Origin of the sequence: Meiothermus cerbereus DSM 11376, from assembly GCF_000620065.1 — a bacterium.
GTDB classification, from domain to species: domain Bacteria; phylum Deinococcota; class Deinococci; order Deinococcales; family Thermaceae; genus Meiothermus; species Meiothermus cerbereus.
The window spans coordinates 38,654-56,627 of sequence record NZ_JHVI01000010.1; the positions used below are offsets into that span (position 1 = coordinate 38,654).

General features: G+C 63.7%; 20 protein-coding genes. 12 read left to right on the plus strand and 8 right to left on the minus strand.

The window, feature by feature from the left end:
- Positions 1–6: 6 nt before the first annotated feature.
- The 4 genes from hemB to Q355_RS0104300 are packed head-to-tail and all read right to left on the minus strand — an operon-like array spanning position 7 to position 3,752.
- Complete coding sequence (hemB, locus tag Q355_RS0104285; RefSeq protein ID WP_027876652.1) at positions 7–1,035, minus strand: porphobilinogen synthase; 1,029 nt, start codon at positions 1,033–1,035, stop codon at positions 7–9.
- Positions 1,023–1,703, minus strand: coding sequence for a uroporphyrinogen-III synthase (locus Q355_RS0104290; RefSeq protein ID WP_027876653.1), 681 nt, complete (start codon positions 1,701–1,703; stop codon positions 1,023–1,025). The genes hemB and Q355_RS0104290 overlap by 13 nt, the downstream gene beginning before the upstream one ends.
- Positions 1,688–2,590 carry a hydroxymethylbilane synthase gene (gene hemC / locus Q355_RS0104295; RefSeq protein WP_027876654.1) on the minus strand — a complete coding sequence of 301 codons (903 nt, stop codon included), beginning with the start codon at positions 2,588–2,590 and terminating at the stop codon, positions 1,688–1,690. Before hemC ends, Q355_RS0104290 begins: the two co-directional genes overlap by 16 nt.
- Complete coding sequence (locus Q355_RS0104300) at positions 2,583–3,752, minus strand: glutamyl-tRNA reductase (protein WP_027876655.1); 1,170 nt, start codon at positions 3,750–3,752, stop codon at positions 2,583–2,585. The genes hemC and Q355_RS0104300 overlap by 8 nt, the downstream gene beginning before the upstream one ends.
- 168 nt (positions 3,753–3,920) lie before the next feature.
- Here Q355_RS0104300 and hemL point away from each other — a divergent pair, with 168 nt between their 5' ends.
- From hemL to Q355_RS0104340, 8 genes are all read left to right on the plus strand, one after another.
- Entirely contained in the window at positions 3,921–5,234 is a 1,314-nt protein-coding gene (gene hemL, locus Q355_RS0104305; RefSeq protein WP_027876656.1) for a glutamate-1-semialdehyde 2,1-aminomutase, read from the plus strand.
- 120 nt (positions 5,235–5,354) lie between these two features.
- Positions 5,355–5,852, plus strand: a complete 498-nt coding sequence (gene uraD, locus Q355_RS0104310; RefSeq protein ID WP_027876657.1) for a 2-oxo-4-hydroxy-4-carboxy-5-ureidoimidazoline decarboxylase — start codon at positions 5,355–5,357, stop codon at positions 5,850–5,852.
- An 18-nt stretch (positions 5,853–5,870) separates the two neighbouring features.
- A complete protein-coding gene (locus Q355_RS0104315; protein ID WP_036258656.1) occupies positions 5,871–7,187 on the plus strand; it encodes a urate hydroxylase PuuD in 1,317 nt (438 codons plus the stop codon).
- A 9-nt stretch (positions 7,188–7,196) separates the two neighbouring features.
- Complete coding sequence (gene uraH, locus Q355_RS0104320) at positions 7,197–7,553, plus strand: hydroxyisourate hydrolase (RefSeq protein WP_027876659.1); 357 nt, start codon at positions 7,197–7,199, stop codon at positions 7,551–7,553.
- Positions 7,554–7,751: 198 nt separating this feature from the next.
- Complete coding sequence (locus Q355_RS0104325) at positions 7,752–9,035, plus strand: allantoate amidohydrolase (protein ID WP_245597483.1); 1,284 nt, start codon at positions 7,752–7,754, stop codon at positions 9,033–9,035.
- Positions 9,036–9,048: 13 nt separating this feature from the next.
- Entirely contained in the window at positions 9,049–10,413 is a 1,365-nt protein-coding gene (locus Q355_RS0104330; RefSeq protein WP_027876661.1) for an allantoinase, read from the plus strand.
- Positions 10,414–10,484: 71 nt separating this feature from the next.
- Positions 10,485–11,234, plus strand: a complete 750-nt coding sequence (gene allE, locus Q355_RS0104335; RefSeq protein ID WP_027876662.1) for a (S)-ureidoglycine aminohydrolase — start codon at positions 10,485–10,487, stop codon at positions 11,232–11,234.
- A gap of 111 nt (positions 11,235–11,345) precedes the next feature.
- Complete coding sequence (locus Q355_RS0104340) at positions 11,346–12,638, plus strand: M20 family metallo-hydrolase (protein WP_027876663.1); 1,293 nt, start codon at positions 11,346–11,348, stop codon at positions 12,636–12,638.
- Between the two features lie 74 nt (positions 12,639–12,712).
- Here Q355_RS0104340 and rplT read toward each other — a convergent pair whose 3' ends face one another.
- Together rplT and rpmI are read right to left on the minus strand one after the other, a co-directional pair.
- Positions 12,713–13,060 carry a 50S ribosomal protein L20 gene (gene rplT / locus Q355_RS0104345; RefSeq protein ID WP_027876664.1) on the minus strand — a complete coding sequence of 116 codons (348 nt, stop codon included), beginning with the start codon at positions 13,058–13,060 and terminating at the stop codon, positions 12,713–12,715.
- A 17-nt stretch (positions 13,061–13,077) separates the two neighbouring features.
- Positions 13,078–13,278 (minus strand): 50S ribosomal protein L35, encoded by a 201-nt coding sequence (rpmI, locus tag Q355_RS0104350; protein WP_027876665.1) that lies wholly within the window; start codon positions 13,276–13,278, stop codon positions 13,078–13,080.
- Positions 13,279–13,508: 230 nt separating this feature from the next.
- On the opposite strand from rpmI, the gene Q355_RS0104355 reads away from it, so the two are divergent.
- Genes Q355_RS0104355 through ruvA form a run of 4 tightly spaced genes read left to right on the plus strand, consistent with a single transcriptional unit; the run spans position 13,509 to position 15,992 of the window.
- Positions 13,509–13,841 (plus strand): cupin domain-containing protein, encoded by a 333-nt coding sequence (locus Q355_RS0104355; protein ID WP_027876666.1) that lies wholly within the window; start codon positions 13,509–13,511, stop codon positions 13,839–13,841.
- A 12-nt stretch (positions 13,842–13,853) separates the two neighbouring features.
- Positions 13,854–14,624: an enoyl-CoA hydratase-related protein gene (locus Q355_RS0104360; RefSeq protein ID WP_027876667.1), complete on the plus strand. Its 771-nt coding sequence runs from the start codon at positions 13,854–13,856 to the stop codon at positions 14,622–14,624.
- A gap of 9 nt (positions 14,625–14,633) precedes the next feature.
- Positions 14,634–15,401, plus strand: a complete 768-nt coding sequence (locus Q355_RS0104365; protein ID WP_027876668.1) for an enoyl-CoA hydratase-related protein — start codon at positions 14,634–14,636, stop codon at positions 15,399–15,401.
- A gap of 9 nt (positions 15,402–15,410) precedes the next feature.
- Positions 15,411–15,992, plus strand: a complete 582-nt coding sequence (gene ruvA / locus Q355_RS0104370; RefSeq protein ID WP_027876669.1) for a Holliday junction branch migration protein RuvA — start codon at positions 15,411–15,413, stop codon at positions 15,990–15,992.
- Between the two features lie 6 nt (positions 15,993–15,998).
- On the opposite strand, the gene coaBC is transcribed toward ruvA, so the two are convergent.
- Both coaBC and Q355_RS0104380 read right to left on the minus strand, forming a co-directional pair.
- Positions 15,999–17,213, minus strand: a complete 1,215-nt coding sequence (coaBC, locus tag Q355_RS0104375) for a bifunctional phosphopantothenoylcysteine decarboxylase/phosphopantothenate--cysteine ligase CoaBC (protein ID WP_027876670.1) — start codon at positions 17,211–17,213, stop codon at positions 15,999–16,001.
- The gene (locus tag Q355_RS0104380) at positions 17,210–17,974 is read right to left on the minus strand and encodes a type III pantothenate kinase (RefSeq protein ID WP_027876671.1); all 765 of its coding nucleotides are present in this window, start codon (positions 17,972–17,974) and stop codon (positions 17,210–17,212) included. The genes coaBC and Q355_RS0104380 overlap by 4 nt, the downstream gene beginning before the upstream one ends.

A 17,974-nucleotide genomic window follows, 5' to 3' on the forward strand; every position in this document is an offset into this window, starting at 1 on the left:
ACCTCCTCAAATCCAGCCCTGAGCCAGTGCCTCCAGAGCGTGGTAGCTGATAATCAGGTCGGCTCCGGCTCGCTTGATGGCCATCAGGGTCTCGCGTACCGCCCGGGCCTCCTCCAGCGCACCCGCCATCGCTGCTGCCTTGAGCATGGCATACTCGCCGCTCACGTTGTAGGCCACCAGGGGCAACTGGGTTTGTGGGCGCAGTCGGGCCAGGATGTCCAGGTAGGCCAGGGCAGGCTTCACCATGAGCATATCGGCCCCTTCGGCCTCGTCGAGCGCGGCCTCCCGCAGGGCCTCGCGGGCGTTGCGGAGATCCATCTGGTAGCTGGCCCGGTCGCCAAAGCTGGGGGCGCTTTTGGCGGCATCACGGAAGGGGCCGTAAAAAGCGCTGGCATACTTGACGGCATAGGAGAGGATGCCCACCTCGGTATGGCCGGCCTGGTCCAGGGCCCGGCGCAGGTAGCCCACCCGCCCGTCCATCATGTCCGAAGGGGCTACGAAATCGGCCCCGGCCTCGGCATGGGTCAGGGCCATGGCAGCGAGCTGACGCAGCGAGCTATCGTTATCAATCCGCACCCCTCGAGGCGTCTCTTTGAGCACCCCGCAGTGGCCGTGGGTGGTATGGGCACACAAGCAGACGTCGGTGTAAATCACCACGTCCTCGCCAAAAGCTTTTCGGGCGGCCCGAATGGCCGTGGGCACCGGGCCATCGGGTTCGGCGGCGCTCGCACCGTGGGGGTCTTTCCAGGTATCGGGCAAAACCCCAAACAAAAGCAGGGAGCTCACACCCAGCTTCAAGGCACGCTCAGCCTCGAGCAAGAACGTATCCACACTGTAGCGGTTTATCCCCGGAAGTGCAGCAATGGGTTCGCTCAGGCCTCTGCCCGGCATCACAAAAAACGGGGCCAGGAAGTCGGAAGGGCGCAGGTGGGTTTCGGCCACGCTCTCGCGCAAAGCAGCGCTGGCGCGCAGCCGTCGGGGTCGCTCAAGAAGTTCAGGGGCCTTTAGAAGTTGGGGGTTTTTCAGGCTGGACATCGCTCACCTCGAATGCGCTCTATGGTCTCCAAAACCGCCTCCACGCTGGGCCTTGGCACCAGGGTGTACGGCAAGACTCGCTCGGACAAAGCCATAGCGGTGGTAGGGCCCAGGGCCAGCAGATGGGCCTGGCGTCCCACAGTCTCCGGCAGGGCTTCGACCCCGGAGGGGCTGGTCAGAAGCACCAGGTCGGGGGCCGGGAGGTCTGTTGGCCAGGGCCGGGTCTGGGTCTGGTAGACCACCGCGCTCTGCACCACGTAGCCGGCTTCGCGCAAGCGCTGGGCCAGCACCGGTCGGGCGCGGTTGCCTTGCGGCAGCCCCACATAGCCAAAGGGCCTGAGGGCCAGGAAGGCTTCCGCCAGGCTCTCGGCGGTCTCCTCCGGGGCGACCAGCTCGACCTTCCCCCCGGCTTCTTCCAAGACTTGCCGGGTGGCCTGACCCACTGCTCCCAAAGCCCGGCCCTTCAAGCATCCCCCCAGCTCGAGCACCGCCCGCACCGCTGCCACGCTGGTAAAAAGCCACCAGCGGCAGTCGGATAAGGGGGTCAGGTCGGCTTGTAGGGTTCGGGTCTGGATAAGGGGCTGGCGCACGACCTCGAGGCCCATCGCCTCGAGGCGTTCTTGCAAGCCCGCCAAACGGCCTTCCGACTGGGTCAGGGCGATTCGCATACCACCTCCGGGCTATCGGCCTTGATCTGCTGGAAAACCGCCTGGGCTACAGCCTCAGGCGTGGGAGCCTGGGCCTGGTAGCCTTTGCCTCCATACCAGGCCAGCAGGTGCAGGCCCTGCGGGGTTTCCTGGGCCAGTGCGCCCAGGGCCAGCTGGCAGCCTCCGGCCAGCTTTTGCATCAGCCCCCGTTCGGCGGCCACGGTGCGGCGGGCCTGGGGGTCGTCCAGGTGCTCTAGCAGGGCTTTGAGGTGGTGGTCGTCCTGGCGGCACTCCAGGGCCAGGGCCCCCTGGGCTGGAGCAGGCACCAGCAGGGTGGGCGGTAGCACCTGGAGGTATAGCCCGCTCAAGTCCAGGGCCAGCCGCTTGAGACCTGCCTGGGCCAGCAGGATGGCGTCGTAATCGCCACGCCGGAGCTTATCTACCCGGGTGGGCACGTTGCCGCGCAGTTCCTTAAGCTCTAGGTCGGGCCGAAGCTGCTTTAGCTGGGCCTGGCGCCGTACAGCGCTGGTGCCCACCTGTACCCCAGCACGCAGGGGCAGCCCCGGGGCCTGTTCATCCAGGGCGTGCAATCGAGCCAAGAGAACCTCGCTGGGGTCTTCTCGTGGAGGCACGGCTGCGATCTGCAAACCCTCTGGACGGGCGCTGGGCAGGTCTTTGTAGGAGTGCACGGCCAGGTCGGCCTCGCCGCGCAAAAGGGCTTCCTGTACGGCCTTGGTAAAAAAGCCCTGGCCCTGCATCTGGGCGAAGGGCAGGCCCTCGCGGTCGCCCTGGGTTTCCACCACCACCAGTTCGACCTGGGCGCCTTGCCGAAGAAGCTTCTGCTTTACCCAGTCGGCCTGCCATAAAGCCAGCCGGCTGCCACGGGTGGCAATACGCACCTTAACCATGCTCCACCTCCCAAAGACCCGCTTCCCGTAAAAAAGCCTCGGCGGCTTCGGGGCCATGTCGCCGGGCCAGCCCACGCAGGCCTTTAACTGGGAAGTGGGCAAAACGGTGGGCCAGTCGTTCGATCAGTTCGGGTTCCACCCGCTCCCCCACCAGCTCGGTAAGGGTGCGGTGGTAGACCTGGCGCATCTGGGTGATGGCGGGTGCGATGGCGCGCTCGGCCCAGTCCACCATGACCTGCTCCAACTCTTGAGCCACAATCCGCTCGGCCTGGGCCAGGTCGGCCCGCAAGCGTGCGCGGCGCTCTTGGCCCAGGCGTTCCAGCAGGTTCAGGTCGAACAGCACTACCCCCTTAACTACCTCAGGGGCTATGTTTCTGGGCATACCCAGATCTACCGCCGCTTTGAGCCAGGGCTGTTTTTGAAAAAAGCCAGTACCCAAAAGCCCCTCTACCGGGGTGGCCGTCACCAGGGCGTCTAGCTGCGGAGGGTGCTTCAGGAAGTCGTGCAACGGCATAAACCGGGCCCCCAGCGACCCAGCCAGAGCCTGGGCTTTTTCGGGGGTGCGGTTCACCAGCCAGAGCTCAATTCCGGGCAAGGCTGCCAGGCTGCGGGCCGCCAGGCTACCCATCTCGCCGGTGCCCACCACCGCCACCCGCGCGGGCTGGGGCAAAAGCGCCTCCAGGGCAGGCCGGGCCAGGCTAAACAGCGAGGTGTTGGCCGGGGCCAGGGCCACCTCCCGACGCACCCGCCTGGCTACTTTGAGCGCATTTTGAAAGGCAAAGCGGGTCAGGGGGCCCACGCTTCCGGCGTTTTGCGCGGCTTCAAAGGCCTGGCGCACCTGCCGCATGATCTGGTCTTCGCCCGGGTTCACCGAGTCGAGCGAGGCTGCCACCCGGGCCAGGTGCTCGAGCGCGGCCTCGCCCAGGTAGGCGTAGCCCCTGGGGAGCTGGGGTGGAATCAAGGCCTGACGCACCTGCTCGAGCGATAGCCCTTCCTTCAGGGCCAGCACCACCTCACAGCGGTTACAGGTGAGGATGGGCACCCATTCCTCAGCCAGGGTGGAAATGGCCGGGGCATGGTTCTGCCACCAGGTGCTCCACAGGGTCAGGGCCTCCACGCCCCCCCGCCGCTGTGAAACCCCAATCAGGGCTAGCCGCTCCATACGCAAATGATTATCAGTAGTAAAACGCTTAGAAAAGTGTCATGAAATTGTCACTGGCCCCACCCTAAAGGCTCTACGGTAAGCCGTCAGGCTTGAAAACATCAGGCCCGACCAGCCCAGCCAGGGCATTGGCTTGTACTTGGGGGCCTGCGGTGCTAAGTTCTGCACATGGGTCATTCCACCGCACGCTCTTTGGAGCTTTTTCGCCAAGCCCAGCAAGTGATACCCGGCGGGGTGAACTCGCCGGTGCGCGCTTTCAAGGCCGTGGGGGGCACGCCTCGTTTTATCGCGCGGGCCCAGGGGGCCTACCTGTGGGACGCCGATAGCAACGCGCTGCTCGATTACATCGGCTCCTGGGGGCCCATGATTCTGGGGCACAACCACCCGGCGGTGGTGGCCGCCCTGCGGGAAGCCCTGGCGGAAGGCCTGAGCTACGGAGCCCCCACCGAGCGGGAGGTGCGCCTGGCCGAACGGGTGCGGGAGGCCTACCCCAGTGCCGACCTGGTGCGCTTTGTGAGCAGCGGCACCGAGGCCACCATGAGTGCTTTGAGGCTGGCCAGGGGCTATACCGGGCGCGACCTGATCGTAAAGTTTCGCGGCAACTACCACGGCCACGCCGATAGCCTCCTGGTGCAGGCCGGCTCGGGGCTGCTCACCGGCGGCGGGGGCAGCGCCAAAAGTGCACCCTCGAGCGCCGGGGTGCCCCAGGCTTTTGCCGAACTCACCCTGGTGGCCGACTACAACGAGCCCCAGGCCCTCAAAGACCTGTTCGAGCAGTACGGTGAGCAGATCGCCGCGATCATCTTCGAGCCGGTGGTGGGGAATGCCGGGGTGCTGGTACCCACGCCCGAGTTCCTCGAGGCCCTGCACCAGCTCACCCAGCAGTACGGGGCCTTGCTCATTGCCGATGAGGTGATGACCGGCTTCCGCCTGGCCAAAGGGGGCGCGGTGGAACTTCTGGGCCTGAAGCCCGACCTGATCTGCTGGGGCAAGATTATTGGAGGGGGGCTGCCGGTGGGGGCTTATGGGGGCCGGGCCGAAATCATGCAGCAGGTAGCGCCGCTGGGCCCGGTCTACCAGGCCGGCACCCTGAGCGGGAACCCCCTATCTATGGCGGCTGGGCTGGCCACCCTGGAAACCCTATTCCAGGACCCACCCTACGCCCGCCTCGAGGCCTACGGAAAGGCCCTGGAAGAGGGCTTGCTGGCCCTTTTTACCGCCGCCGGGGTTCCGGTAGCCATCAACCGCGTGGGCTCTATGATTACGGTCTTCTTCCGCGAAGGGCCTGTGCAGACTTACTCCGACGCGGTGGCCTCCGATACCGAGCGCTTCAAGGTGTTTTTCCACGGTCTTTTGCAACGGGGCGTTTACTGGCCCCCCAGCCAGTTCGAAGCGGCCTTCTTCTCCGTAGCACACGGTGAGGATGAGCTTGCCAAAACCCTGGAAGCCGCAGAACAGGCCCTAAAGCTGTTTACTGCTTGAATCCTAGAGCACACCCCTCGCTTCGCTCGGCGAAAAAGCGTATCCCGTTGGTCGGGTTAGTTCGCCACTATTCTGTGAGGAACTAACCGAATCTGGATATTACAGGCATAATGCATAAACATGAACCTTGCAGCGATTAACCACCTTTCCAGGGAGGCTTTTGTTGAGCAACTGGGCTGGGTCTTTGAACACTCTCCCTGGGTGGCCGAAAAAGCCTGGGAACACCGCCCCTGGGCCAGCCTCGAGGCCCTGCACCACTCGCTGGTGCAGGCAGTGCAAGAAGCCCCCAAGGAGGCCCGGCTGGCCCTGATCCGGGCCCACCCCGACCTGGGCAGCCGCGCCCGCATGGCCCAGGCCTCGGTCGCGGAGCAAAAGGGCGCCGGCCTCGACGCCCTTACGCCCGCCGAGTTCGAGCGCATCCAGACCCTAAACCGGGCCTATACCGACAGGTTTGGCTTCCCCTTCATTCTGGCGGTGCGGGGCAAAAGCAAAGCCGAGGTCTTTAAGGCTATGGAGGAAAGGCTCCCCAACCCCCCCGAGCTCGAGTTCGAGACCGCCCTGGAGGAGATTTACAAGATCGCACGCTTTCGCCTTGCCGACCTGCTGGGCCAAGATTAGACTCTATCTGAATCAGCCATGAACCCCCTCGACCAAGACCGCCTCCGCATCGTCAAATGGCCCTGGATTTTAGCCATCCTGGCCCTATTTGCTGTGGCTTTAGCCCTCACCCTGGCGGGCGGCTGGCAGGCCCACGCCCGCGAATGGCTCAACCTGATCGTGCGCTGGCTGCACATTATCTACGGCATCGCCTGGATTGGGGCCAGCTTCTACTTCATCTTCTTAGAGAACGCCCTCGAGCGCCAGGGCGTGCGGGCCGAGCTCTCCGGCAACCTCTGGGCCATCCACGGCGGGGGCATCTACTACCTGGAAAAATACAAAACCGCCCCCAAAGAGCTACCCAGATACCTGCACTGGTTCAAGTGGGACGCCTACCTGACCTGGGTCACGGGGTTCTTGCTGCTCGTCATCGTCTACTACGCCGACCCCAGAACCATTCTGCTGGCCCCCGGCAGCACCCTGCCGGGCTGGGCCGCCATTTTAGTAGCGGTAGGAAGCCTCATCGCAGGCTGGCTGATTTATGTAGGACTGTCCAGCACCCAGCTCTTATACCGCCCTGCGCTGTTTCTGCTGGTGGGGGGGGTGCTGGTTACGCTGGCGGCTTACCTGCTGGGGCAGGTCTTTAGCGGGCGCGGCACCTTCATGCACATTGGGGCCATGCTGGGGACCATCATGGCGGCCAACGTCTTTTTCGTGATTATCCCCTCGCAAAAGAAGCTGGTGCGGGCCGCGCAGAACGGCAAAACCCTCGACCCCGATTTTGTGGCCTGGGTGCAGCTTCGCTCGCGCCACAACAACTACCTCACCCTGCCGGTGCTCTTCACCATGATCGCCCACCACTTCCCCATGACCTACAGCGGCGGGGCCCACTGGCTCATCCTGATTCTGCTCTTTGGGGCCGGAGTAGCGGTGCGGCACTTTATCAACGTGACCGAAAAAGAGCACCACACAACCCTGGTAGAAGGCGGGGCCATGCCCTATCTGCTGGTGCTGGCGGCGGCCTTGCTGCTGGGAGCTTTCTACCTGACCGCGCCCCGCCAGAGCCCAGAAGCGCTCAAAGAGCCCCCGGTGGCTTTTGCCGAGGTGCAGGACATTATCGTGCAGCACTGCCAGATGTGCCACGCCGCCCGCCCCACCCAGCCCGGCTTCGCCTCGGCGCCGGGCGGGGTGATGCTGGACACCCCCGAGCATATTGTGGCGCAGGCGCAGAAGATCAAGCAGGTTGCGGTGGACACCCAGTACATGCCCCTGCTGGTGCCGGGGGTTCCGGCCATGACCCCCGAGCAGCGGGCCAGGCTGGGGGCCTGGGTAGCCCAGGGCGCACCGGGGCCGTAGGATTAAGGCATGGCTCGGCTTTCGACCCACGTTCTGGATACCGCCCACGGGCGCCCGGCGGCGGGGCTCGACCTCGAGCTCTACCGCATCGGCCCTGCAGGTGAGCGCACCTTCATCACCGCCGCCAGCACCAACGCCGATGGCCGCACCGACCAGCCCCTGCTCGCAGGCGAAACCATCGCGGTGGGCCTTTACGAGTTGGTCTTCCACGTGGCCGCCTACTTCAAAGCCCAGGGGGTGCCCCTGCCCGACCCGCCTTTTCTGGACGAGGTGCCCATCCGCTTCGGCATCGCCGACGAAAAGGGGCATTACCACGTGCCGCTGCTCCTCTCACCCTACGGCTACAGCACCTACCGGGGTAGCTAGTATGAACCCCACCCGAAGCGTTCCGCTGAGCGCAAGTAAAAGCTTGTTGATTACGACCGCCTCGAGTTCCAGCGCTTCGGGCGGGGGCCCCAAAAAAAGAACAACTCAAGCAGATTTCTTACTGGTGCCCCTTCCTGCCCGGTTACCTATTTTTTGCGCTTTCCACGGCACAACACTCAGGCCCTCCACGCAAACCATGTGAGCTGCGACCAAGGCTCCACCTTACCCGACCCGACCATGAGTCTTTCCGACGTAAACTTCTCCAAACTGGCCCTAGAAGCCCTCGAGCGCTGCCGTGTGCTGGCGCGTTTCTCGGAAGAGCCGGGCCGCCTGACCCGCACCTTTCTCTCACCCCCCATGCGGGCCGTACACGAATCCCTGACCGGCTGGATGAGGGAGCTGGGCATGGCGGTACGCACCGATGCAGTGGGCAACCTGATTGGGCACTACCCCGGCCACTCCCCCGATGCCCCGCTGTTTCTGCTGGGCTCGCACGTGGACACCGTGCGCGATGCGGGCCGCTACGACGGCCTTCTGGGGGTCACGCTGTCGCTGGCTTTGGTGAAGGCCTTGGAAGGCCGAAGATTGCCTTTTGCCATTGAGGTGATTGCCTTCTCGGAGGAGGAGGGCGTGCGCTTTGGGATGCCTTTTCTGGGCAGCAAAGCGGTAACCGGTCAGTTTACGCCCGAGCTGCTGAAGCTGCAAGATGCCCAGGGGCAGACCGTAGAGGAAGCCATTCGGGCCTTTGGCCTCGAGCCCGCCCATATACCGCAGGCCGCCTACAACCCGGCTCAGGTTAAGGGCTTTTTGGAGTTTCACATCGAGCAGGGGCCGGTGCTGGAGGCCCTGGGGTATCCGCTGGGCCTGGTGGAGGGCATCGTGGGGCAGAGTCGGCTCGAGGTGGCCTTCCGCGGCCAGGCCGGCCACGCCGGCACCACCCCCATGCACCTGCGCAAAGATGCCCTGGCCGGGGCTGCCGAATGGATGGTTCTGGTTGAACGCGAAGCCCGCGAGGAGCAAGGCCTGGTGGCCACGGTGGGCATGATTACGGCCCTGCCGGGGGCGGCCAATGTGATTCCGGGGGAGGTGCAGATGAGCCTGGATGTGCGCCACCCCTACGACGAGGTGCGCAGCCTGGCGGTAGCCAACCTGGTGACCCGGGCCCAGCAGGTGGCCCAGCGCCGGGGGCTCGAGCTCGATTACCGCACCCTATACGAGCAGGCTGCGGTTCCCTGCGACCCTGAGCTGAACGAGCGGCTGGCCCTGTCGGCCCAGGCCCAGGGCTACCCGGTGCACCGGATGGTCTCGGGGGCCGGCCACGACGCCATGATTATGAGCGCGCTGTGCCCCTCCACCCTGCTGTTTCTGCGAAGTCCGGGCGGCCTTTCGCACCACCCGGAAGAGTCGGTCTGGCCCCAGGACGCAGAAGCCGCCCTGCGGGTGGGGCTGGATTTCTTGCACCGGCTAGCCGCCGAGGCTTGATAGGGGAGTTACGATGCTCGAGCTAATTGTGCGTGGTGGAAAGCTGGTAATCCCGGAAGGGGTGCGGCAGGCCGATCTGGGCATCTCGGGGAGGCAGATCGTGCAGGTGGCCCCGGAGATTGCCGAACCGGCCCGGCAGGAGATCAATGCCTCGGGCTTGTACGTTTTTCCGGGCCTGATTGACGTGCACGTGCACTTCAACGAGCCGGGACAGGCCCACTGGGAGGGCATCGCCTCGGGCAGCGCGGCCCTGGCAGCAGGCGGCGGCACGGCCTTCTTCGATATGCCCCTCAACTCGTTGCCCTGCACCCTGGATGGCCCCTCCTTCGACCAGAAGCTCTCGGCCATGCAGGCCCACTCCCACACCGATTTTGCGCTATGGGGTGGCCTGACCCCAAACAACCTGCAGCATATGCCCGATCTGGCCGAACGCGGCGTAATCGGTTTCAAGGCCTTCATGTGCAACTCCGGCCTGCCCCAGTTTCCCGCCTGCGACGACGCCACTTTGTATGTGGGCATGCGCCTGGCCGCCCAGCTTGGGCTGCCGGTGGCGGTACACGCCGAGTCGGAAGCCCTGACTGCCTACCTGGCCCAGCAGAAGCGCCAGCAGGGCCAGACCACCTGGCGCGACTACCTGGACTCGAGGCCGGTCTACACCGAGCTCGAGGCCATCCAGCGGGCCTTGCTGTTTGCCCGCGAGACCGGCTGCCGGCTGCACATCGTACATATCAGTTCGGGCGCTGGGGTGGTCATGGCCGCCGAGGCCAGGGCCAAGGGGGTGGACGTGAGCCTCGAGACCTGCCCCCACTACCTGGCCTTTACCGCAGAAGACCTGGAGCGGCTGGGAGCGCTGGGCAAGTGCGCCCCGCCCTTCCGCTCCGAGCTGCAACGAACTCTGTTGTGGGTGCAGGTGCTGCAAGGGCAGGTAGATATCATTGGCTCCGACCACTCCCCCAGCCCACCCGAGATGAAGCAGGGCCATGACTTCTTCAGCCTGTGGGGCGGCATCGCGGGGGTGCAGTCTACCCTGGGGGTGCTGCTGAGCGAGGGTTGGCGCCAGCGCGGCCTGGCCTTAGAGCGGCTGGCCGCCCTGCTGGCAGCCAACCCCGCCAAGCGCTTTGGCCTGGCCCAGAAAGGCCGCCTGGCCGAAGGCTACGATGCCGACTTCGCCCTGGTAGACCTGGGCCAAACCTACACCTTGAGACAGGAAGACCTGTACTACCGTCACCCCATCTCCCCCTATCTGGGCCGTACCTTTGTTGGGGTGGTGCAGGAGACCTGGTTGCGTGGGCAGCGGGTGTATGCCGGGGGTAAGATAGAAAAGCCCCGTGGGGTTCGTTTACTCAAGGGGACGATCCCCTTCGGGACAGAGCCCTGATGGGCCTGTTCACCAGGGGACGATCCCCTTCGGGACAGAGCCCTGATGGGCCTGTTCATCTAGAGGAATTTATGAGTCTGACCGGTTTTACCCGAACCCGCGTAACCCCCGACCACGCCCTCTTGACCCCCGATACCTTTGTGCGCTCGAGCCTGCCCGGCTGGAGCCAGGCTGCCTGCATCGTGCATATCTCCCCCGAGATGGGGGCCCGCTTCATGATGTACACCGTAGAGATGCAGTCCGGCAGTACCGGCCAGATGAGCCTGCTGGACATCCAGCGCTTTGCCTATGTGCTCGAGGGCGAAGTGGCGCTCGAGGTAGGGGGAGCCCGGCATACCCTATGGGCCAACAACTACGTGTACCTGCCTGCCAACACCCCACACCATTTTGCAGCGGCATCCGGCTGCCGGATGGTGGTTTTCGACAAACCCTACCAGGCCTTGGCCGGCATGGACGTACCCCAGGTGGTGCTCGGACACGAACCAGATACCCCCAGTAGCCCGCTGATGGGCGATGAAGCCCTGCAGGTGCGCCTGCTCCTGCCCGACAATTTCTCCTTCGATATGGCCGTTAATACCATGACCTTTGCTCCCGGAGCCCACCTCTCCCTGGTAGAAACCCATGTCATGGAGCATGGCCTGTTGTTTTTGCAAGGCGGCGGGGTATACCGCCTGGGTGACCACTGGTACACCGTGCAGGCTGGCGATGTGATCTGGATGGCCTCCTACTGCCCGCAGTGGTTTGGGGCGCTGGGCAAAACACCCAGCAAGTACCTGATTTACAAAGACGTCAACCGGCACTCGCTCGAGCTGCTCTCCTGATGCAGGCCGCACAGGGGCGGTAGAGGCTGGTGGGCTGACTGGGGTAAACTGCTCGTGCTAGATTTACCCCGAGCCTTAGGCATAGCCTGCAAAATTTTTTCGGAGTAGCCCATGATTGTCCGACCCCTGGTAGACCAAGAACGCATTATCCGCGAACTCGAGGCCCTGGCGGAGTTTTCCGACACCCCCAAGCCAGCCATTACCCGCATTCTCTTTACCAAGCCCGACCTCGAGGCCCGCGCTTACCTCAAGAGCTTGTGTGAAGAGGCTGGATTAAGCCTACGCGAAGATGGGCTGGGCAACATCTTTGCCCGCTGGGAGGGTTCCGCCCCTGATCTACCGGCTGTTGGCACGGGCTCCCACTTCGACGCCATCCCCTACGCCGGCATGTACGACGGCACCGTGGGCGTGCTGGGGGGTCTGGAGGCCATCCGTTCACTCCAGCGCAGTGGTTTTAAGCCCTACCGCTCCATCGAACTGCTCATCTTCACCGCCGAAGAGCCCACCCGTTTTGGCGTGGGTTGCCTGGGAAGCCGGGCCCTGGCCGGGGTTTTGAGCCCCGACTCGCTGCGCCAGCTTAAGGATCAGGAAGGGCGCAGCCTGGAGGAAGTCCGCTGGGAAGCCGGTTATATGGGCCGCCTGGAGGATGTGCAGCTTCCCCAGGGCTACTACTCGGCTTTCGTGGAACTGCACATCGAGCAAGGCCCCTTGCTCGAGCAAGAACGGGTGCCCCTGGGCATCGTCACGGCCATCGCGGCTCCGGCTGCCCTGCGGGTAAACCTGGAAGGTGAGGGCGGGCATGCCGGAACCGTGCTGATGCCCGACCGCCGCGATGCGCTGTGCGCCGCTGCCGAAATTATCCTGGGCGTGGAAGCCTTTGCCAAAAACAGTGGCAGCATCAATACCGTAGCCACCACCGGCTTTTGTGAGGTCTATCCCAACGCGGTCAATAGCGTGCCCAGCCGGGTCAAGCTCGAGATAGACATTCGCGATGTTGACCAGTCTCGCCGGGATCAGGTGATTCGCAACGTGATTCAGGGAGTGGAGCAGGTCTGCACCCGGCGCGAAATAAAATACAGCGTAGACATCATCAACGTAGACCCCCCGGCCAAAGCGGGCTCTGAAGTGCTAAAAGCGCTGGTGGCCTCTTGTGGCGAGGCCGGGGTCAAGTTCAAGCTGATGGTGAGCCGGGCCTACCACGACTCTTTATTCATGGCCCGGATTGCCCCTACCGCCATGCTCTTTATCCCCTGCCGGGGAGGGGTTAGCCACCGTCCGGACGAGTACGCCTCCCCCGAGGATATCGCCAGAGGCACCTACGTGCTGGCCCTGACGCTGGCCAAGCTCTCGCTGGCCGAAGATAAAACAGTCTCCAAGGAAGACCCGGTTCTACTGGATGACTAGGGCTGTTCTCGTTGTGCAACTGGAAAAAGTAAAACACCCACCAGGCGGTGGGTGTTTTTGAAGGCGCAGTTCCCCTACGCCCTGGCTTTGCTGACCAGCTCGGCGAAGGCCTCGGGCTGGCGCACAGCGATATCGGCCAGAATCTTGCGGTCGAGTTCGATTCCGGCTTTCTTGAGGCCGTGCATGAACACGCTGTAGCTCAGGCCATGCTGGCGAGCGGCAGCGTTGATACGCACAATCCACAAGCGGCGCATATCGCCCTTGCGCTTGCGGCGGTCGTTGAAGGAACGCATGGCGCCGCTAAGCAGGGTTTCGCGGGCCTTACGAACGCTCTTCGAGCGCAGCGCATAGAAGCCCTTGGCTCGTTTAAGAATTGCTTTGTGTTTGCGGCGACGAACTACACCGGTCTTTGCGCGTGGCATTCTAAATCACCTCTCCTTTATACGTCGTAGGGCATCAGCTGGTGGACACGGCGCTCTTCACCTTTGGCAAAGGTAAAGTCACGCCCTTTCTGACGACGGCTCTTGCCCGACTTGTGCCAGTTGAGGTGGCGCTTTCCCGGCTTTTTGCCTACCACTTTGCCTGTAGCCGTAATCTTGACACGGCTTTTGGCGCCCTTATGGGTCTTCATCTTGGCCATTGTCTGCTCCTGTATGCGGCTCGAGTGCCCCGCGCTGGGGTCTTTAAACTCGGCAGCCTAGGAAGTATAGCATCCCGAAGGGCTAGCTGCCAACACAATTGTGGGGCCTTCAGCATCTCCTTTTGGCACAGCCACCGGTCGGTGTTTGGGCGGGAAAACTGGGGAAAGCCCCCCCGGACATGCTACCCGCACCAGGCCAGAGGCGATAAGCTACTAGCTGAGGTCAAAATATGAACGTCTTTCCCGAGTGGTTTAAGGCCTTCAAACAGGTTGAAATCTGGCCCGGTATGGACATGGCGGTGCTGTCCGGCCATAAGGGTCAGGTGGGGTTTGCCCAGGTAGCCGAGGAAACCTTGGTGCCCGAACACGCCCACCAGGGCCAGTGGGGGGTGGTGCTCGAGGGTGAGGTGGTGTTCGTGATGGGGGGCGAGACCAAGGTGTTTCGCAAAGGCGACTACTACCACATTCCTGCGGGCGTTCCGCACAGCGCGAAGCTGGCCGCCGGAACGGCCTTTATTGACGTGTGGGAAAACGAGCGCTTTCCGGCCAGCCGGCTCAAATAGCAAGAGGTTGTTATGTACGAGAACATTCTGGTCGAAACCCACGGGCAGGTAGGGCTGGTTCGGCTCAACCGACCCAAGCAGCTCAACGCCCTCAACACCGCCACCCTGGGCGAGCTGGCCCAGGCCATCGGCGCATTTGAGCAAGACGGGGGCATCGGGGCCATGGTCATCACCGGCAACGAGCGGGTTTTTGCCGCCGGGGCCGACATTGCCGAGTTTCAACAAACCAGCCTGGCCGAGCTTATGCGGGGCCTGCGCGCCGACCAGTACGAGGTTTTGCGTAAGGTTCGCAAGCCCCTAATAGCGGCGGTGTCGGGGTATGCGTATGGGGGGGGTTGCGAGCTGGCCATGCTTTGCGACCTGATTGTGGCTTCCGATACGGCCCGGTTTGCCCAGCCCGAGATCAACCTGGGCATCATTCCGGGCGGCGGGGGAACCCAGCGCCTAACGCGGCAGGTGGGCAAGTACCTGGCCATGGAGGTAATTCTGGCCGGACGGGTGCTTTCGGCCTGGGAGGCCCTGCAACACGGACTGGTGAACCGGGTGGTTCCGGTAGAGCTTTACCTGGAAGAAGCCCTCGAGCTCGCCCAAACCATCGCCGAACGGGCCCCCTTAGCGGCACGGCTGGCTAAGGATGCCATCAACCGGGCCCAGGATATGAGCCTGGAGCATGGGCTGGGCCTCGAGCGAAGCAACTTCCTGATTGCCTTTGGCAGCGAGGATAAACAAGAAGGCACCACCGCTTTTCTGGAAAAACGCAAGCCCCAGTGGAAAGGGCGTTAAGGAGGAACCATGGACGTACTTCTACGCGAGGTCAAAGACGGCATCCTGACCCTCACCATGAATCGGCCCGAGGCCATCAACGCCCTGACCACCGAGATGCTGCGAGAGCTGGGCCAGGCCATCAAAGAGGCCAGCGCACCGGAGGTACGGGTGGTGGTGCTGCAGGGTGCGGGCCGTGGCTTTTGTTCCGGCCAGGATTTGCGTGAGTTTGAAGGGCAGCGCATCTCCTACAAAAACCACCTACGCAACTACCGCTCGGTGGTGGAAGGCCTGGCCGGTCTGGAAAAACCGGTGATTGCCGCGATTCATGGGGCGGCGGCGGGCGCGGGTTTGTCGCTGGCCCTGGCCTGTGACCTGCGCATCGCTTCTGCCGACGCAGTGCTGACCACCGGCTTCAGCAAAATTGGCCTGATTCCCGATGCAGGCATGAACTATCACCTGCCGCGCATGGTGGGGTACGCCAGGGCCTTCGAGCTGGAGGTGCTCTCCGGTCGAATAAAAGCCGAGGAGGCCCTGGGCCTGGGTCTGGTAAACAAGGTGGTAGCGGTAGAGAGCTTTGCCGAAGAGGTGGCCCGCCTGGCCAGCGAACTGGCCCAGGGCCCCACCAAAACCTACGGCCTGATCAAACGGGCTTTGCGGCGTAGCGCCAGTGCCAGCCTGGAGGAGATGCTCGAGTACGAGGCGTTGCTGCAAGAAGTGGCAGGACGCAGCGAGGACCACCAGGAGGGCGTGCGGGCTTTTTACGAGAAGCGCTCCCCGCGCTTTCAGGGAAAGTAGACTTTTCTCGTGGTTCGTTATTTGAGAGGAACAGTACTCAAAAAAGGCCCCAGCAGCGCAGTCTTGCTGGTGGGGGGCCTCGGCCTCGAGGTCGGCTGCCCAGCTTCCACCCTGGCCCAGCTTACCGAGGGCCAGGAAGCCGCCCTGCACACCCGGCTGATCGTGCGCGAGGACGATCTGTCGCTTTTTGGTTTTGCCGAAGAACGCAGCCTCGAGCTTTTCGAGCTTCTGCTCTCGGTGTCCGGGGTGGGGCCCAGGGTGGCCCTCAACCTGCTTTCCTCCCAGACCCCCGCCCTGCTGGCTCGAGCCCTGGCCGAGGGCGACCTGCGCCTGCTCACCGCAGCCCAGGGCGTGGGCAAAAAACTGGCCGAGCGGATTGCCCTCGAGCTGCGCGGCAAGGTTCCGGTCCACCTGCTGGGCGAGGGGGGGAGCCTGGTTCGCACCAGCCACACCGAGGAGGCCGAGCTAGCCCTCATCACCCTGGGCTTCCGGGAAGGCCAGGTAAAAAGCGCAGTGGCCGAAATTGCCCAGAAAAACCCCGAGGCCACCACCCAGGAGCTCATCAAACTGGCGCTGAAGGCTCTGCGGTAAGTCCGATCAACCCTCGGCCAGGAGGGCCACCACCCGCCGCAGAACTTCTTCCGCGACCTCGCTTTTGCTCAGAAGCGGTAGGTGCTCCACCGCACCCCCTGGCCAGAGCAGGCTGACCCGGTTGGTATCCACCGCAAACCCCGCATCGGGAACGCCGACCTGGTTGGCAACAATCATAGAAAGCCCTTTGCGCGCTAGCTTGTCCTGGGCGTTTTCCAGCAGGTTCTGGCTTTCGGCAGCAAAGCCCACCACCACCGCAGGCCACCCTATCCGTCGGCGCTGCTCGGCCACGGCCAGCAGAATATCTGGGGTGGGCTCGAGTTCAACCTGGGGCAGCAGGTTCTTCTTGATTTTGTGCGGCTGAACCTGGCGAGGGCGAAAATCGGCCACCGCTGCGGCCATAATCAGCACATCGGCGCTGCCAGCCCGCTGCAGTATGGCCTCGGCCATCTGGGCCGCGGTATCCACATCGATACGCTCAGCCCCATAGGGCGTGGGCAGGGATGCCGCCGTGGCCCCCGCTACCAGGCTCACCTGCGCCCCCAGGTCCAGCGCCGCCTGGGCCAGGGCGAAACCCTGCTTGCCAGAGGAGCGGTTGGTCAGATAGCGCACCGGGTCCAGCGGCTCCTGGGTGCCCCCTGCGCTGACCAGGACATGCCTGCCAGCCAGGGGGCCACCCCGGCTTAGAACCAGGCGCAGCTGCCCCAGAATTTCGGCTGGCTCCAGCATCCGCCCCCACCCTAGCAGTCCCGAGGCCATCCGACCCTGGGCCGGGCCCAAGACCTGTACGCCCCGCTGGCGCAGGGTCTGAATGTTGGCCTGGGTAGCCGGGTGTTCAAACATACCCCCATCCATGGCAGGCGCCACCAGCACCGGGCAGCGGGCAGCCAGCACGGTCAGGGTGAGCAGGTTATCGGCCTGGCCCGTGGCCAGTTTAGCCAGGGTATTGGCGCTGCAAGGAGCTATCACCAACAGGTCGGCGGCCTCCCCCAGACCCACGTGCACCACGTGCGCATCGCTGTCCCACAGGCTGCTGTAGGCCTTGCGGCCGGTAAGCGAGGCGAAGGTCAGGGGCGAAATAAAGCGCTCGGCCCCCTCACTCAAAACCACATCCACCTGGGCTTTGGCCTGGGTCAGCTTGCTGGCCAGCTCAGCCGCTTTGTAGGCCGCTACCGAGCCGCTAACCCCCAGCACGATGCGCTTGTCCTGCAGAGGGTTCACTGGTTCATCTCCCAGATAATGCGCAAACCATCCAGGGTTAGCCAGGGGGCAATAATCTCGATGACCGGTGTTTCCCGCGCGATGAGTTCGGCCAGACCACCGGTAGCAATGACCTTCATCTGGGGGCCCAGCTCTCTGCGAAAGCGGGCCACCATACCCTCCACCAGGCCCACATAGCCAAACAGCAGCCCCGACTGCATCGAATGCACGGTGTTGCGCCCAATGGCCGTCGGCGGGGCCTTTAGCTCCACCTTTGGCAGTTTTGCCGCCCTTTGAAACAAAGCCTCGGCAGCAATTCCAATTCCTGGGGCAATAGCGCCCCCAAGGTAATCCCCTTCAGCGGTAATGGCATCGAAAGTGGTCGCGGTGCCAAAATCCACCACACAAGCAGGGCCGCCATAGAGCCGGTGTACGGCTGCAGCGTCCACAATCCGATCCGCGCCTACCTGCGAAGGGTCGTCGTAGCGTACCCGCACCCCGGTCTGAACGCTGGCATCCACCACCAGCGGCTTGTGACCCAGGTAATCCTGCACAGCCTGCACCAGGGTGCTGGTCAGGGGTGGAACCACCGAGGCCATGACCACCGCCTTGACCTCGGCGGCTGAGTGGCCGCGGTAGGCCAGCAGGCTGAGAATTCCGACGCCGTACTCGTCGGGCATCCGTTGCAGGTCGGTGGAAATGCGCCAGCTCGAGCTCAAGGTCTCTCCCCGGTACAACCCCAGGGTGATGTTGGTGTTGCCAATGTCAATCGCTAGAAGCAT